Source organism: Flavihumibacter profundi (genome assembly GCF_020076305.1).
In the GTDB taxonomy this organism is placed as follows: Bacteria; Bacteroidota; Bacteroidia; order Chitinophagales; family Chitinophagaceae; genus Flavihumibacter; species Flavihumibacter profundi.
This window is the reverse complement of record NZ_JAIQXE010000002.1, coordinates 271,852-288,621: the sequence shown is the minus strand read 5'-3', so window position 1 is coordinate 288,621 and position 16,770 is coordinate 271,852. Positions and strand designations below refer to the sequence as shown.

The window sequence follows — 16,770 nt, the reverse complement described above, 5'->3', positions numbered from 1 at the left end:
TAATGCAAACTGTTTTTATTAATTAGCGAATTACCAGGGCATAGAGAATGTCTTCACAAATGTGAAGCATTTCATTGCTTCGATCACACCTTCCTTGATACCCAGGCCCGAATCTTTTATACCACCAAAAGGCGAAGATTCAATCCTGTAACCAGGCACTTCGTTGATGTTTACCGTGCCCACTTTCAGTTCCTTCACAAAGCGCAGCGCATATTCCATGTTGTTAGTCACGATACCACTTGATAAACCATAAGCTGTACTATTGCTTAAGGCAATTGCGTCATCTATATCCCTGAAACTAATTATAGGTGCCAGCGGACCAAAAGATTCATGCACTACCATATCAGCATCCCGGGGAACATCTACAATAACTGTAGGTTCAAGGAGGGCGCCCGTCCTTTTACCACCCAATATCACTTTAGCACCCTGTGCAACCGCTTTGTTGACCACGCTCTCGAGGTAAATAGCCGAGGCCTCATCGATGACTGTGCCCACCCTTGTTTCCGGATCAGCAGGATCCCCACAGGTATATTCCTTTGCTTTGGCAACAAATTTTTCAATGAAAACGTCCTTGATTTTCTCGTGCACCAGGATCCTTTTAACCGCAGTACAACGTTGGCCGCTATTGCGGAAAGAACCTTCTGCTGCGAGGTAAACCGCGAGGTCGAGGTCGGCATCTTCCATAATGATGACAGGGTCATTACCACCCAGTTCCAGGATAACTTTTTTGTACCCTGCGGCAGAGGCGATATGCTTACCCACGGGAACGCTACCCGTAAAAGAAACGATATCCACGCGTGGGTCTTTCACAAGGGGTTCGGCAATTTCATTGGTAGGGCCCAGTAACACACTGAGCATATAATGCGGTAACCCTGCTTCGTATAATAATTCAACAATCTTGATAGCAGTGAGCGGGGTCTTTTCCGATGGCTTTAAAATAACCGGGGTACCAACAGCGATGGCAGGTGCAATCTTATGCAGTACCTGGTTCAGCGGATGGTTGAACGGGGTAATGCAAACCGCGAGGGATAAGGGTTCGCGGAGGGTAAAGATTTTTCGGGCTTTACCTGATGGGGAGATATCACAGGAAAAAATCTGGCCATCATCTTTTAAGGATTCTATACCTGCAAACAACAACACATCATGGGCGCGGCCGGTTTCATAGATCGCTTCCCTGATCGCCAGTCCGGATTCCGCACTGATGATTTTGGCAATTTCTTCTTTGCGTTCCACCAGCAAATGCCTGGCTTTTTCCAGGATGCTGTAACGGTCGTAACGGGTAAGTTTCTTTCCGCCTTTCAGCGCGGCGAGGATTGCTGCTTCGGTATGCGATGCATTGGCAAGGTGAACGGTGCCTACCACACGACGGTCATACGGACTGCGCACCTCGAGTTTTTTCTCAGATACTATTTTTGTCCCTGCAACATAGCAGTGCATATCCAGGGTTTCCTGGCTGCGGCCATGCGTTACTGTTGGCGCTAGTATGGTGCTCATAAAGTCGTTCCATTTATGGTGAAATCGAAAATGTCGAAATTCCTGGGATCCGCAGCTGCCTTCATTTTATAGGCATTATTTAAAGGATGTGAAATGATCATGGGAACCATTTCTTCGTACCTGCCGCCATGAGAACGCAGGGTACCATCCAGGGCAGAAAGGTCGTGGTACTTCGGCCTGCGGCCAACTACAACATCGCGGCCGGATAATACAACCAGGTCACCAATACGGTCAGCGGGTTGTTCCAGCACATGCACTGCAGTAGCGCGGTCGTAAACTTCGGTTATACCTGGTTGTAAGGACAACCAGTTTTTCACATCTGGAATAATTGATTTATCATTCAAATGCACAACAACATAAGAACCCAGTGCACCGTGGTGTTTCACGTAAGGGTCTGTAATCGGGCAGATAACCCGGAAGCCTTTATCGCCGAACTGCTGCTCCAGCATATCTTCAACATATAATACATTGGGGGAACCATCAGCTTTAACTTTAGCGTTCATGCCATGATCGGCAGTAGCGCCTACAATTGCACCGAGTTGGAAGAGCTTGCCAAATTCCACATCCATCGCTTCATAAAAGGCAAGAGACTCTTCCGCTTCAGGGGAATAAGTGTGTTGCATATAATCTGTAAGCGAGAGGTACAGGAAATCTGCAAGGCCTTTTTCAATAAAGGCAACCCCGGCGCGCAAAACAAATAAGCTTGCGTCTGCGCTATAGATTTTCGGTGTTGGGTGACCGACAATATTTTCAACGTCGTCAATGCCGTGGGTTTCCACTTTGGCCTGGTTGGCTTTCTCGGCAGAGATAGCGATACCTTTCATTTTAAAAGAAAGGATATCCCTGAGTTTTTCTTTTGCCGTAACAACTGCCAGTTTCCTTCCCGCGTTGGCGGCAGCAGCCAGTATTGTTTCAGCACGCAGGTACTCAGCCGAGTTCATCATTACTTCCTGGTCGATGGCCTCGTTATAAAAAAAGTTACCGCTGATACCGTGAACGGCAGGGGCAACACCAGTAACAATGGATGAGTTATTGACATTGGTAAAAGAGGGCAAAGCACCACGCACCATACCACGATATCCCTGGCGCGCCATCCTTTTCAGGTTAGGCATCCTGTCGTACAAAAGAGTAGAATCGAGATACTCATCTGCTGATCCGTCAATGCAAATCACTACAATAGGTTTAGCAGCCGGCTGGTATTTTTTACCGTTCGCTTCGAAAGATTGGGTTGAAATATTCATGGTGTTATATTGATTCCGGGAATTAGAGACCGCAACAAAAGTAAAGATATAGTTTATACATGTTTAGTATCATTAAACTTTTGTTACCAAAAAACAGGATTTGGGGCTGGAATATTTTGCTGGCGGTGGTAAAAAGTTAAGTTACACTAACCTTTCCGGTTTGCTAAAAGGGTCAGGATTAATCCCTTGGGGTTGAAAAATAATAGATCACCAGCAGTTGGGCGTCGGATTCCCCGATATTGGAGGGTTTATGCCCAAGCCGGCCATCGAAGAAGAGGGAATCACCTTCCTCCAAAATATATTCCTGGCCATCTATAAGGTAGGCTACTGTTCCGGTGATGACATATTTATATTCGTAGGCATCTGTATGGACAACTTTATTCCGGGATGCCCCTGATTTGAGGGTGAGCAGGATAATATCGACCGGTCCGCCACTCAGGGAATGGGTAAAAATCCTTTTATAGTTAAAGCCGCGGGATGTTTCTTTCTGGAATGGCTGGTAGTCTTTTGCCCTTATGACAAAAACCTTTTTCTTTTCACCCCCCGGGGAGATGTCCTTAAAAAAATCTTTAAGGTCTAAATGGAGGGCGCCGATAATATTCATCAGCACAGGCAAAGAGGGCACGGTACGGTTGTTCTCAATCTGTGAAATCAGGCCTTTGCTCACATTTGACTGGTCTGCAAGTTGCTGGACGGTAATCTTCTTAACCTTTCGGCTCTCCTTAATTTTATTGCTGATCTTAATTAATATATCTTCCTGCATAGGGGCATATGGCAAACAATTGAGTTTGATTAGTTAGATCTTATTGATATTAAAGGGCAGGGTCCTGATCCTTTTCCCGGTTGCGGCAAAGATCGCATTGCACAGAGCAGGCGCCAATGGTGGCAAGCCAGGCTCACCCACACCTTTTATTTTATCACCACCTTCTGCCAGCACGAATACCTCGATAGGCGGCACTTCATTGATCCTGAGGGCAGGGTTATTGTGGAAATTTGATTGCGCCGTGCGGCCGTTTTCGAAAGTAATGCCGTTTTTTATGGCTGCTGTAATGGCCATGACCACTGCACCCTGAACCTGTCCGACAACAGTATCGGGATTAACCACGGTTCCCAGGTCGATAACGGAATATACTTTTTCAATTTTGACCCCTTCGCCGTTTTGGGATACCTCCACGACATTAGCCGCCAGGCCCGCAAAGAATTCCCACTGCGCCACACCCCGGCCCCAGCCCTTCTGCAGGGGTTTGTCCCAATTAGAAACTTCCCTCAGTTTCCTGAGCACACGCATGGTATCTGACTTGGCGTCCAGCATATTAATGCGAAAATCCATCGGGTCCTTTTTTGCCTTCACCGCCAGTTCGTCAATAAAGCATTCATGGGAAAATGCGAGGGTGGTGCTGGTTACGGCACGCCATGCGCATATGGGAATGTGGATATCAGCCCAGACATAAAGGTTTTTCATGTTCGGGATCCTGTAGGCCTGCTCACTGATACCTTCGGTCATTGTGCCGTCGGTCTTTGTTTTATCGTATTTGTCATCACGCGCAGCATTCAGCGAAGGTGCGATCACTTTATGCTGGAAGGCAGTCAGTTTACCATCAGTTCCCAGCGCGCCTTTCATGGCGGAGAAGGTCATCGGGCGGAAGGGTCCCTGCTGGGTGTCATCTTCGCGACTCCAGATCAGCTTCACCGGCTTGCTTATTTTTTTGGATAAGTATACAGCTTCATGCACGTAGTCAGGATACAACCTCCTTCCGAACCCGCCGCCATTGAAGAGCACATTGACTTTAAGGTCTTCTTCCTTTATGCCGAATTCTTTGGGGAAGCTACCCATAATCCTGCCGGGCACCTGGGTGGAGGTCCATATTTCTACCTTATTGCCTTCTTTCCAATGCGCCACACAGTTCATGGGCTCAATCGGGGAATGCGATACCACGGGCGTTTCGTAGAAGGCTTCAACTTTATTTGGCGCTTCCGCGAATGCCTTATCAAAATCACCTATACTCTTATCTACTACACCTTCGGTTTTCGCCAGCTCACGTAACTGCTGCGCATAGCCGGCACTGTTAAAATTCTCCTTGCCCTGGAAATCCCATTTTACTTTCAGCGCTTTGCGGCCCTGCACGGCTGCCCAGTAATTATCGGCAATCACTGCAACACCTTCAGTACGGTACTTGCCAAAAAGGCGCTCGCAGGATATTACCTGTTGCACACCCTTGACCTTTTTGGTTGCAGCATCATCAAAACTGACCAGCCTGCCACCAAAAACGGGGCACCTTTCAACGCTGGCATATACCATGCCCGGAACATCAATGTCAATACCGAAAACCGCTTTACCACTGGATTTCAGCGGCACGTCCGGACGGGGAATTGATTTTCCCAGCAGTATAAAATCTTTCGGGTCTTTCAGTTTGGGGGATTTAGGCACTTCCAGTTTCGAGGCTGCTTCAGCCAGCTCACTGAATTTCGCCGACCGCTCGCTGGCCAGGTGATGCACTTTGCCGTTTTCCACTGTACATTCTGCCACAGGCACTTCCCACATTTTGGCGGCGGCAGTAACCAGCATCTCTCGGGCAGCTGCGCCAACGGTCCTGTATTTTGTATAGGTTGTCCTGACAGATGAACTTCCACCGACAAACTGGTCGGGGCCGAATTCTTTTTCACCGCCCGTTTGCTTTATGGTTACCATGTCGAGGGTGAGGTTCAGTTCTTCCGCAATCAGCGATGGGATGGACTGGAAGGTTCCCTGGCCGATTTCCGGTTTGGTATTAAATATGGTGATCGCACCACTCTTTTCAATAATTATAAATGGCGTTAAACCAAAGGACTCCCCGACGCCGCTCATGTTCACTACCTCCTCTATACCCTGCCCTTCCGCCACTGATAACCCGATCATAAATCCGGCTCCGGTAATACCGGTAAGGCGAATGAAATTCCGCCGGCTAATGGTTGATTGCCTGGTATGCATGGTTTAGTCTTTAGGCTTTTTGTGATTTTTGTATTTCTGCTGCGCGATGGATCGCAGTTTTGATGCGCGGATAGGTGCCGCAGCGGCAAAGGTTCCCCTGCATGGCCGCATCAATTTGCGCATCGGTTGGCGACGGGTTTTTTTTCAGCAAGGCCACGGCCGACATGATTTGCCCTGACTGGCAATACCCGCATTGTGGTACCTGCAATTCAATCCAGGCCTGCTGTACAGGATGGTCTGTTTTCTCGGACAAGCCTTCAATAGTGGCAATTTTTTTTCCTGCTGCCGCCGATACGGGATAGCTGCAGGAACGAATTGGATTGCCATCCAGCAAAACAGTACATGCGCCGCACTGTGACATACCGCATCCGTACTTGGTGCCTTTTAATCCAACGAAATCACGGATAGCCCATAACAATGGCATTTGGGGATCTACATCAATTGTATGGGAAGCGTTGTTAATATTGAGCGTAATTGAGGCCATAACTAATAGTTTAAGCGGGTAATCAGGTCCACTAATTTAACAAATGTTTTGGGTTAGTCCATCGGGTTATTTAACCCATATTATATTTGAAGGATGAAGCAAAAACACCCGGCCCCCGTTTCGGTATTTCACTTATCGGTTATTGTTGCCGCCCTGGGCTTTTTTGTAGATGTATACGACCTGCTGTTGTTTGGTATTATCCGCAAGCCCAGCCTGCTTTCACTCGGGTTATCCGAAACTGAAGTACTAACAAAAGGGGAATATATCATCAGTGTGCAAATGATTGGGATGCTTGCAGGGGGTATCCTCTGGGGGATACTGGGCGATAAAAAAGGCCGACTTTCGGTATTATTCGGATCCATCCTCTTGTATTCGGTTGCAAATATTTTAAACGGGATGGTGACTTCGATTCCGCAGTATGTGCTGCTGCGCTTTATCGCGGGAGTAGGACTGGCGGGTGAACTGGGTGCCGGTATCACCCTCGTGAATGAATTGCTGCCGAAGGAAAAACGTGGCATCGCATCCGCCATGGTGGCGGGATTCGGCGTATTTGGCGCAGTTACCGCTTTCTTTATGAAAGAGCAGTTTGACTGGCGCACCTGTTATTATATCGGCGGCGCGATGGGACTTGCATTGCTGGTCTTACGGATATCTGTAAGTGAAAGCGGGCTCTACGACCAGGTGAAAAAAACTTCAGTTGAACGCGGCAACTTCCTGATGTTCTTTACCAACCGCGAACGGTTCGGGCGCTATATGCGCTGCATCCTGATTGGCATCCCGGTATGGTTTACCGTAGGGGTACTGATCACTTTTTCAGACCAGTTCGGAAAAGCCTTCGGGATTGAAGGCATCGATCCCGCCAAGGCAATTTTGTACCAATACCTGGCCATTGCATTTGGTGACCTTACCGTTGGCTTGTTAAGCAACTGGTTGCGCAGCCGCAAAAAAGCCCTCTTCATTTTTTACGGCATCCTCGCTTTCTTTATGGTATTATTTTTCCTGCAGGATGGTGGAAGCACCGACCGGTTTTACTGGATCTGCGCCGGGCTCGGGTATGGCACCGGGCTTTCCGTAGTATATATCACAATGAGCGCTGAACAATTTGGTACCAACCTGCGCGCAACCGCAGCGATCACAATTCCCAATATGGTGCGGGCTGCCGTACCGCTGAGTTTATTGCTTTTCAAGGGATTGCGTAACCTCACGGGCAACTACATCACCGGCGCATGGCTAACTGCAGTAATCGTAATGACCATTGCCGTTTTAGCGGCCTTGAAAACAGCGGAAACTTTCGGGAAAAACCTTGACTTCGTGGAGGAATAGTAAAACTTCACCCGCCGGGTGTTACCCGGCGGGTGAAAACTATACGATTAGCGGCTATTTGCGGCGAGGTTTGATTTGCTGAAAAACCACACCATGCCTTTTTCCCTTTGCTCGGTGAATGCCTGGGGAACCAATGCCATCAGGTTTTTCTTTTGCAGCTCATTGAGCAAACTCCTGATAGGCAACCCCAATTTCTCGTCTTTTGCGAAGATTTTCTTCTCCACAAAGAAATCCATCAGGTCAATTGCTTTGACTTTTAAGAACTCAGGATGCTCTTCAAAATACTCGGCCACTGCTTTTTTAACCTTAAATGCTGCCTGGATCTTTTCGTCTTTCATACTTTAATCAGTTCAGATGGCTGCAAGGTAGGCCTTTATTCCTTCACCCGCCGGGTGTTACCCGGCGGGTGAAGTTAACACACTGCCAAATCAATGAGGATCATCCAAAGCGCTGACCCAAGTCATTGAGGGCGAAATGGTGAGTAGCGAACTTTATAGCGTATCCGATCATTCTTTAAACCAGGTTTATGAAACAGTCCACCAAAGCAGTTGATTACAAAGTGCTGGCTATAAGCAGTGCGGCTTTCGCCGATAACGGCATGATCCCTTCAAAATATACCTGTGACGGCATTGATGTAAACCCGCCCCTCCAGGTAGATGATATTCCACATAATGCAAAACACCTGGCAATAATTGTGGATGATCCTGACGCACCCGGCGGAACCTGGGTGCATTGGGTGAGCTGGAATATGCCGGTATCGAGCCATATCAAAGAAAACACGGCAACCGGCGACGAAGGCGTGAATGATTTCGGCAACCAGGGGTACAATGGCCCTTGCCCGCCTCCGGGAACCCACCATTATCATTTTAAGGTATACGCACTTGACGATACACTGGACCTGCCAGCGAGGGCAGACAAAGCCAAACTGGAACATGCCATGGCCGGACATATATTAGCATTCGGGGAGTTGGTCGGGCTGTACAGCAGGAAGCGGTGAGGAAATAATAAAAACGGACAAATGACGATAATTTTACGACATAATGCTATTTTTGTAAAAAGGGAGAAAAATGGCAAAGACAAAAAACCTGGAAGAACCAGCAATTGCTTATAATTTTTCAGACGATAAAAGCATTTTCCGTTTAATAGACGCTGTCAGGAATGGATTGTCCTACACCTTATTTAACTCACTCCTGGATAGCATTCCTTTCAGTTTATCAGAATGGTCGCAATACCTGCATCTTTCAGACAGAACCATCCAGCGCATCAGGAAAGAAAAAAAAACATTTGACCCGGCAAGCTCCGAGCGCATTGTAGAAATCATCCGATTATATAATTATGGTACCGGCGTTTTCGGGAACAAGGAAAACTTCGACAGCTGGCTGGAAACGACCAACCTGGCCCTCGGTAGTATTGTACCAAAAAGCCTTTTGGATACCAGCTTTGGCATCAGCCTTCTCAAAGATGAACTCACACGCATCGAACACGGTGTACTGGCATGATAGTATTCCGGCTGGCAAAGGAAGCCTATGCAAAAGACCTTTCGGGAGCGGGTGCGGAAAAATCCGGCGGCCGGTGGAACAGTAAGGGCAATGCCATGCTGTACACCAGCGAATCACGTGCTTTATGCATGCTTGAAGTTGCCGTGCATATTCCCCTGCATTTAATCCCGTCCGATTATTGGCTGGTAACCCTTGAAATACCGGGCACAATACCCGTCCTGGAAATTAATCCCAAAAACCTGCCGCCCGAATGGACAGCAATCCCGCCTGCAAATTCCACGCAAGAAACAGGTGACCGGTTTTTACTGGAAGCAAAATATGGTGTTATGAAAGTGCCGTCTGTGGTTGTGCCGGGGGATTTCAACTGGCTGGTGAATCCATTACACCCTATGGTGAAAAAAGTAAAGATCATTGCCACCGAGCCCTTTAAGTTTGATGGCCGGTTGTTTAAAAAGTGAACAATTTAATCCAGGCGCCACTGGTGCATTACATGGTGTTTGCGCATAGTCGTGAGTAATGCATATTTCCCATTCTCCTGTTTTTCCATAACCACGATATCGCAATTTTTAGGATTTGCGAGTTCCTCAAATTCCTCTACGGTATAATGAAACCAGCGCATCAGGAAAAGCCTGATGGTCATGCCGTGAGTAACCACTACTGCATTCTCTGCGAAATCGGGCTTTTCAAAATCGCGGAAAAGGGTATTGAAGAAATCACTCACGCGGTCGAAGACATCGGCGGCTGATTCTCCGTCTGGAATGCGGAAATAAAATGTCCCGAAAGCATCACGGCTCCGTTCAACCGCGTTACATTCTTCCAGGGTTCGCAAGTGGCCCCATTCCTGTTCCCTGATCCGCGGTTCCTCCTGCATCTGGCAAAAGTTTTCCGGAAATACGTTGGCTATCTCCGCAAAAGTTTGCCGGGTGCGGAATAGCGGGGATACATAAAAGTAGAGTGATTCATTCCCTACCAGGGATTTTAACTGCTCACCGGCTTTCCGCGCCTGGGACTTCCCTTCGTTGGTTAGCAGCAGAGCATAATCGGGCTTTCGGTTATACATGGCTTTTTCCACATTGCCCTCGGATTGGCCGTGGCGGATAAGTATGATGCGTTTGGGTTTCATAATATTTTCATTAGTATTAATCTTTATAGGGCGCCGGCACCTTCAATATACGCCAGTTCGAAGTAATCTTCTTCAATGCCTTTGGTACTTCCCCTTCAAGTCCATGAATAATGCCCCGCCATTTTCCATCTTCCATAAAAAGCGCAAGGTCTGTCCGTTTATCCAATTCAAGGTGAAACTTACCCGCACGGACCGATTTTAATCCGCCTGCTGCTATCGCTTCCACATCGCCGTCTTTATCTAACCGGATAGCCGCAATACCGAGCGCATCAAAATCAACTTGTATACCGTGGATTGTAATCGTGCTGTGGATCGGATCTCCCATTACATCCTTTTCGCCGGAGGCCTGGATGACTGTACCATCGAGCAAACGGATTGTTCCATTGGGCTTAGGCATCACAGAAGCAGGGAAGCCTGAATTGCCCCGCATTTCACCCCTTGTTTGTGGTGCTATTCCTTTTACTTTCAGCGCACTGATGATTTCTGCTGCTGCAGCCCCGACATCTTCTGCAACATGCATTGCCGCAGGAATCGCATCATGCACTGGCTCGCCTTCAAAATCAATTGTTCGGTTACCCACGGAATAAAGCAAGGTTTTCCCGGGTTCTCCGGCTTTAGAAAAGAAACCTGCAATCTCGTTATGGTCGCAGCCTGGTTTATATAAAACAACGGCCTCGTATTGCTGTGGGCCATACTGGATTTTGCCATCTGCATTTACCTGCATTGCACCATTAACAATTTCACTGGATGGGATAAGGTCAGCATAATAGCCTTCCTTCCATAAAGCGTTGGTTATATCCAGGCCAACATCTGCAAAACCATTTTTATCAGCAAAGTTTAACGCGGATGGATGACCGAATACAACTGCCACCGGGCAATCAACCGGCGCTGATGAAATATAATTGAGCAGGCTGATCCGCCTTTCGGCCATAAGGAGGTTGCCTGCCAGCAGAGATGTTGTGAGGTTTTTCCATTCAGAAGGCCATAGCGGATGATAATTCAAACGGCCACCGCCGAGTATAGCAATCCAAAGGTCCTTATTGTACTCTTCCATAGATTTTTCATAATACATATTGTACCAAAGCGGACTATTCCATTTTTTGCTTAATGCGGTACGCACACAAAATGGGGTGCTTTCATCCGTTTGCGCGAGGTCCCGTTTAGCAGACCACCAACTCAGCCCGTTCTTAAAAATTTCTTTGTCACCGGGATAAGGAAACCATGTTGGATGTGTTGCTGATACCGCCTGTTGCCCGAATATTTCCTTGATAGCCTTGTAATAATCCGTTTCAATTTCGCCGTTACGCTGCCAATTCATTTCCATGTAATGGTTAATGGCAGCCAGCCTTTCCCCTTCGCGGCCCGCTTCACCAAAAGACATTAATACCATATCCCGCAAGAGTTCATGACCGGGTCGTCGCTTCGCATATGCTTCTGCCATATACCGGGAATACCACAATTCACTGGTCAGCGGATCAAACCGCCCCGGGAAGCCCCATTCGTCTTTACAGGCCCCGGCAAGCGGTGCATCCTGGTATTGTTTCAGTATCTCTCTCTGGTAGGATAATAAATGCGGCGCAAAAACATCGGGCGTGTAAACAGTTACGGCAACCAGGGCACAGGCTGTCATGCCCTCGTCTGTGGCCAAACAATCAACAATGATATTTACCGAATCCTTATTCCCGAAAGCTTTAATGCGGTTACGGATCTCCGTGACTGACCCGGCGCAGATTAACCCATTCTTCTTTTTATACTTATAAATGCCCACCACTTCACTCTTTAAAGAGTTGTAACCTGTGCGGCCAAAAGTGTAGTGGTCTTCAAAGGAAGGGGATTTTACCATCGTTTGAACAGAGCCGGATCTTGCCAGGGGAAATTCCTTTAATAAAATAATCTGCTGTTGTTCTTCCGGATAACGTTCCAGGAATTGCTTCCTTGCCAGCCGCAGGTCAAGGTCCATGACAATACCCATTCCTTTTTGCTTTGCATAGGCCGCACCCGCCTTCACCTGGTCATGCACGGTAGGATCGGTGAGTTCACCGGGATAACGCAGGCTGGTGGTCAGCAAAGAGAAGGGGGAATATTTTTCGTACAGGTCAATAAAGCGCCTGTACCCTCCTGGTTCAAATTCGGCAGCCGTCCAGAACCAACATCCAATGGATGGCCACGATGTTTTAATGAGGTTAGCCTGCTGGCCAGGTAGGGAGACTTTAATTCCCTGGGCTTTGCAGGACAGGGAAAATATTACTATGCCTACTAAAAAAATTACCCTGTTCCTGCGGATCAGTTTCATGTGTTATTTTATTTCGACCTTTTCGCCAGGTAGTCGATCAGTAATTTCGGGTAGTCAGTTTGTATGATGTTCACACCATGCTGCAGCACCTGTTCAAAAGCTTCCGGATGCCCTCCAGCAACGGCTTTATCTACATCGCCCAGTGCATTGATCCAAATACGGCCACCCATGGCTTTTATTTCTTCCACTATTTTATCAGTATGCTGGTTTTCATCGATGTGGATAGCGTTTGCTTTATAGGGATCAAAAAATGGTGCAATATCTGCTTCCTTATAAGACCTGGCCAAAACAAGGCAATCCTTGTCGATATCCCTGACCATTTTTATTTCCTGCGGTTCGTAGACAAAAAAGATGACGGTCCGTTCCGCTTTCATTTTTTGTACCATCGCGATAATCTCTTTCACTTTATCATCTGCCTTGATATCGAGGTCCACCAATATTTTGTTCCTTGCCAGTTTCAGCGCTTCCTCAAAAGTAGGCACCTGTTCATTTGTTACCTGCCCATTATGCTTTAAACGCAGTTTCCTGATTTCAGCGAATGTCAGGCTATCGACCCGACCGGTACCATTTGTTGTGCGGTCTACCTTGCTGTCGTGCATCAATACCAGTACGCCGTCTTTGGTTGCACGGATGTCGAGCTCAACGATATCAACCCCTATTTCAATTGCTTTCCGGAATGCAGCCAATGAGTTTTCAGGATCATCGTTATGTGTGCCACGATGGGAGGCCACCATGATGACGCCAGATTGCGGCGACAGAAACTGGGTCCGCTTTTCCTCGAAACTCCTTTTAGCGCCATTGCCCGGTGCAGGTTGCGCGAATGTTACAAAACCAAATACTACCAGAACCAGTAATAAACCAACCTTAACCATTTTCATAGCGTGTACTTTTTCGGCCTGAAGTTATTAAGTTATTTAATTGCCCACCCTTTGCATTTCTTCTACCGTAGTTCCTTTTTTATTTACCGGTTTGAATGGATTCCCAAACCTGTAAGTGAATGCTAAAGTCGCTACCCTGCTGTCACGCTGCAGTTTAAAATATTCAGTGGCGTGGTTAAATAAGGTAAAGCCTTCCATATCCTGCGTGTAGAATATATCGCGGTAGGATAATTTCAGGCTGCCTTTATTTTTTAATACCTGCCTGGAGATACCCAGCGATACCTGTCCTGTTGGTTGTATTACCTCCTGGATATCGGCCTGGCTCCGGGTGATATAATAACCTGAAAGTTCCGCTACCCAGGCTTTAGCAAAACGATATTGGTTGGTGAGTGAAAAATTCATTTGCGTAATGGAAGATTCCATATCCTTCCATACAAATCCCGCCATCTTTTTATGGATAAGGTCAAGCTGTGCGTTGGTGGTTAAGTCCGGAATTACTGTTTTATTGAAACCAACGGACAAGCCCCATACCTGCCTTTTGCCGAGGTTTCCATCGGAGTAGTAAATAGTACCAATACTGTCCCTGTAAAATACCTGTGAAAAATAATCTTTGGTTATACTGTAGGAGAGGCTGGTGCTGAGGATATCCCTGAAGCGGTGACTCAATTCAACGTTGTGCGTGTATTGCGGTTTCATCAGCGGGTTACCCGCCATGTAGGTGTACTTGTTGATGATGGTAACAAATGGATTTAATTTCTGGTAAGGCGGACGGTCAACGCGCTTACCAATGGTGAAACTTAATTCATTGTCGGCATCGATCCTGTAGCTTACCCTAAGGTTCGGGAACAGGCTTCCATAGTTATTAGAAACAGCGGAGTCTTTCCGCAGGCTGTTCCCGAATTGTTCAGCTGTGTAGGAAGTAAACTCATACCTGAGCCCCATTTCCAGCGACCAATTATCTGATTTTTTCCCAATGCTCGCATAGGCCCCACCAATACTTTCCGCATACAGGAAATTGTTTGTACGCGACAGTTCTTCTTCCCATCCGGCACCCTGGTCCACATAATAAGCTGCTTTATTATCGGTTTTGGTATCCGACCATTTTACACCGGTCTCCAGTTTTATTTTATTGCCCAGGTCGAGCTGGTGGTCTGCCTTAAAAGAAAAGATCCGGATGGCAGTAGGCAGTTCCCCTTTAAATGATTCAGTATAGGAAGTATTGCCCGTTCTTTCATTCCTGAAAGCCTGGTCGCCTTCAATGTTGTAACCCAGCCAATCGAGGTCGGCGGTCAGTTCTTGCCTTGGGGAAAATTTATGCCGGAAGTTGAGGTTAGCCGAACCATTTTTCCAATCGGTTGAATTCTGGCTCCTGGTATCAATCAGTGAATCCTTTGCACCGGTTTCATTCATCCAGATGGCCTGCCCGGTCCCCTTGCTGTTCCTGTTAAGCAAGGTTCCCGATAAAACAATACCAAGTCCGGTATTCGTGGAGAGCGCATAATCGACACCGGCACGAAGGGTTTGGGTGTTTGACCGCATCTTAAGGAAAGTGGGCTGCTCCAGTAAGGAATGAATGGTTTTATCATCATCCATATAATAGGTGCGAAGGGCATACATGTCGATGTAATTACCATTCGAATTCAGGCCATAATTACTGAAGACATTGAATTTCCCGTTACGGTAATTCAGCCCGATACTGTTATTGGTTTTACTGTAAACACCTTGCCCAACCGACAGGTTCACATTTCCATTAAAGCCCTTTTGCCCGTTTCTTTTCAACCTGATATTAATAATACCACCATTCCCGGCGGCATCATATTTTGCGGAAGGGTTATCTATCAGTTCAATGGATTCGACCTGGCTGCTGTTCATACCGGCAAGCATAACCGATAATTCAGCACCGCTGAGGTAACTTGGTTTATTGTCGATCATTACAAGCACCTGGCTGCGACCCTTCAAACTAATATTACCATCCTTGTCGATCGTAACACCAGGGGTCCTTTCCAGGAACTCCAGGGCGTTGGTACCAGCGTTGCTGATGCTGGCATCGACCTGGATAACGGTGCGGTCGGACTGGTATTGAACAGCAGTTTTTTTACCGGTAACCGTAACATTCTCCAGGCTGCCGGATTTCTGCAGGGAGAATGAAAATTCATACCCGGCGCCAGGCTGTGGCTGGGAAAGATCAACCAGCTGGCAGGATGCCTGGAAATTTACGCGGGTGATACATATCCGGTAACTGCCGGCCTCAATATTTTTAAGGATTGCGTTGCCGGATGAATCGGAGCGTACTGAGGAAACCAGGCTGGAATCCATTGAATTCAGCAGGCTGATAGTAGCAAAATCCAGTGCATGCTGCTGGTCGTCGGTAACGTGCACGATGATTTCCCGGCTATTATTAACAGCAGGTTGCGCAATGGCAATGAATGGAAGCAGCCAAATGAAAAAGCAGGATAAGGCAAGTCTTGGCTTCAGCATTTAAATGAAGATAGAAAATGTCTTTGTGATAAGCAATCACCCGATAAATTGACTTAAATCATTATTCTTTTGCTTTCCAACACGCAAATTTGCCATATCCGGAAAATAGCCCGGCAAACATTATGAGAAAGGTATTAGTCCCGACCGACTTTTCGGCCTGCGCCAACAATGCGGTTGCTTTTGCCGTTCAGTCGGCCAAAGCGATTCCCCTGGAAATCACCCTGCTGCATTCCTTTGAGCTTATGGGCAGTGTCTATACCGACTATATGGGCATTAATAAAGAATTCAACCAGATGCAGCTGGATGAAATAAGTAAGCGGTTGTATGACCAGGGAGCGGCTATAGAAAAAGAACTTGGACAGCCGGTAAAAATAAAAGTGATTACGGAAGCCCTGGGCAAGGCCATCCTGCAGGCAACTGAAGAAAATAAATTTGACCTCATCATTATGGGAACAGTGGGTGCCGGGGAGAGCCGGAACAGGTTCTGGAGTACCAAAACCGGCGCCGAAATAGGAAAGGCAGAAACGCCCATATTAGTGATACCGCAGGAATACCAATGGCAAAAGCCAGCCAATATACTATTTGCCACCAATCATTTTGAACATGACGAGGCCATACTTGATCCCATTTTTGAGTTGGCGGGAATATTTGGGGCAAAGGTACAGGTAGCCATATTTACTGATGAAGATGATGACAGTCCCTATACCTTCCTGGACCATGCCCATACAACGCCTAACTATGAAAAGGCGCTGAAGAAACTTCACCCGGAAAGCAGCGTCAGCACTGTACAACTATTCGGGCTTGAATTCAGCGAAACACTGCAGCGGTATATTGATGAAAACAGAATTGACCTGCTGGTGATGGTAAACTACCACAAAACACTTTGGGACAGGTTCTTCCATCCAAGCATGACAAGGCAGATGAGTTATCATACAAAAATCCCCTTGCTGGCCTTACCTTCACAGCAGGAAGAATGGAGACAATAACCA

At 47.2% G+C, this 16,770-nt stretch carries 15 protein-coding genes; 5 read left to right on the top strand and 10 right to left on the bottom strand.

Annotated features, from left to right (window positions below):
• Positions 1–30: 30 nt before the first annotated feature.
• The 5 genes from phnY to LAQ65_RS10985 all read right to left on the bottom strand — a co-directional run bounded on the left by phnY (position 31) and on the right by LAQ65_RS10985 (position 6,187).
• Positions 31–1,494 (bottom strand): phosphonoacetaldehyde dehydrogenase, encoded by a 1,464-nt coding sequence (phnY, locus tag LAQ65_RS11005; RefSeq protein ID WP_224117017.1) that lies wholly within the window; start codon positions 1,492–1,494, stop codon positions 31–33.
• Positions 1,491–2,735 (bottom strand): phosphonoacetate hydrolase, encoded by a 1,245-nt coding sequence (phnA, locus tag LAQ65_RS11000; protein ID WP_224117016.1) that lies wholly within the window; start codon positions 2,733–2,735, stop codon positions 1,491–1,493. Before phnA ends, phnY begins: the two co-directional genes overlap by 4 nt.
• A 178-nt stretch (positions 2,736–2,913) precedes the next feature.
• The gene (locus LAQ65_RS10995; protein ID WP_224117015.1) at positions 2,914–3,513 is read right to left on the bottom strand and encodes a helix-turn-helix domain-containing protein; all 600 of its coding nucleotides are present in this window, start codon (positions 3,511–3,513) and stop codon (positions 2,914–2,916) included.
• A gap of 18 nt (positions 3,514–3,531) precedes the next feature.
• A complete protein-coding gene (locus tag LAQ65_RS10990; RefSeq protein WP_224117014.1) occupies positions 3,532–5,703 on the bottom strand; it encodes a xanthine dehydrogenase family protein molybdopterin-binding subunit in 2,172 nt (723 codons plus the stop codon).
• 10 nt (positions 5,704–5,713) lie between these two features.
• A complete protein-coding gene (locus LAQ65_RS10985; protein WP_224117013.1) occupies positions 5,714–6,187 on the bottom strand; it encodes a (2Fe-2S)-binding protein in 474 nt (157 codons plus the stop codon).
• Between the two features lie 93 nt (positions 6,188–6,280).
• Here LAQ65_RS10985 and LAQ65_RS10980 point away from each other — a divergent pair, with 93 nt between their 5' ends.
• Entirely contained in the window at positions 6,281–7,510 is a 1,230-nt protein-coding gene (locus tag LAQ65_RS10980; RefSeq protein WP_224117012.1) for an MFS transporter, read from the top strand.
• A gap of 47 nt (positions 7,511–7,557) precedes the next feature.
• Here LAQ65_RS10980 and LAQ65_RS10975 read toward each other — a convergent pair whose 3' ends face one another.
• Positions 7,558–7,848: a hypothetical protein gene (locus LAQ65_RS10975; protein WP_224117011.1), complete on the bottom strand. Its 291-nt coding sequence runs from the start codon at positions 7,846–7,848 to the stop codon at positions 7,558–7,560.
• Between the two features lie 188 nt (positions 7,849–8,036).
• Between LAQ65_RS10975 and LAQ65_RS10970 the strand changes: the two genes are divergently transcribed.
• The 3 genes from LAQ65_RS10970 (at position 8,037) to LAQ65_RS10960 (ending at position 9,467) form a co-directional block, all read left to right on the top strand.
• On the top strand, positions 8,037–8,507 hold the full coding sequence (locus LAQ65_RS10970; protein ID WP_224117010.1) for a YbhB/YbcL family Raf kinase inhibitor-like protein: 471 nt from the start codon (positions 8,037–8,039) through the stop codon (positions 8,505–8,507).
• 70 nt (positions 8,508–8,577) lie between these two features.
• Entirely contained in the window at positions 8,578–9,009 is a 432-nt protein-coding gene (gene parS, locus LAQ65_RS10965) for a type II RES/Xre toxin-antitoxin system antitoxin (RefSeq protein ID WP_224117009.1), read from the top strand.
• Positions 9,006–9,467, top strand: a complete 462-nt coding sequence (locus LAQ65_RS10960) for an RES family NAD+ phosphorylase (RefSeq protein WP_224117008.1) — start codon at positions 9,006–9,008, stop codon at positions 9,465–9,467. Before parS ends, LAQ65_RS10960 begins: the two co-directional genes overlap by 4 nt.
• A gap of 5 nt (positions 9,468–9,472) precedes the next feature.
• On the opposite strand, the gene LAQ65_RS10955 is transcribed toward LAQ65_RS10960, so the two are convergent.
• Genes LAQ65_RS10955 through LAQ65_RS10940 form a run of 4 tightly spaced genes read right to left on the bottom strand, consistent with a single transcriptional unit; the run spans position 9,473 to position 15,781 of the window.
• Positions 9,473–10,132 carry a histidine phosphatase family protein gene (locus LAQ65_RS10955; protein WP_224117007.1) on the bottom strand — a complete coding sequence of 220 codons (660 nt, stop codon included), beginning with the start codon at positions 10,130–10,132 and terminating at the stop codon, positions 9,473–9,475.
• Between the two features lie 16 nt (positions 10,133–10,148).
• Positions 10,149–12,425 carry a hypothetical protein gene (locus LAQ65_RS10950; RefSeq protein ID WP_224117006.1) on the bottom strand — a complete coding sequence of 759 codons (2,277 nt, stop codon included), beginning with the start codon at positions 12,423–12,425 and terminating at the stop codon, positions 10,149–10,151.
• Positions 12,426–12,433: 8 nt separating this feature from the next.
• Positions 12,434–13,303, bottom strand: coding sequence for a glycerophosphodiester phosphodiesterase family protein (locus LAQ65_RS10945; RefSeq protein ID WP_224117005.1), 870 nt, complete (start codon positions 13,301–13,303; stop codon positions 12,434–12,436).
• Positions 13,304–13,339: 36 nt separating this feature from the next.
• Complete coding sequence (locus tag LAQ65_RS10940) at positions 13,340–15,781, bottom strand: outer membrane beta-barrel family protein (protein ID WP_224117004.1); 2,442 nt, start codon at positions 15,779–15,781, stop codon at positions 13,340–13,342.
• A gap of 122 nt (positions 15,782–15,903) precedes the next feature.
• On the opposite strand from LAQ65_RS10940, the gene LAQ65_RS10935 reads away from it, so the two are divergent.
• Positions 15,904–16,767 carry a universal stress protein gene (locus LAQ65_RS10935; protein ID WP_224117003.1) on the top strand — a complete coding sequence of 288 codons (864 nt, stop codon included), beginning with the start codon at positions 15,904–15,906 and terminating at the stop codon, positions 16,765–16,767.
• Positions 16,768–16,770 lie beyond the last annotated feature (3 nt).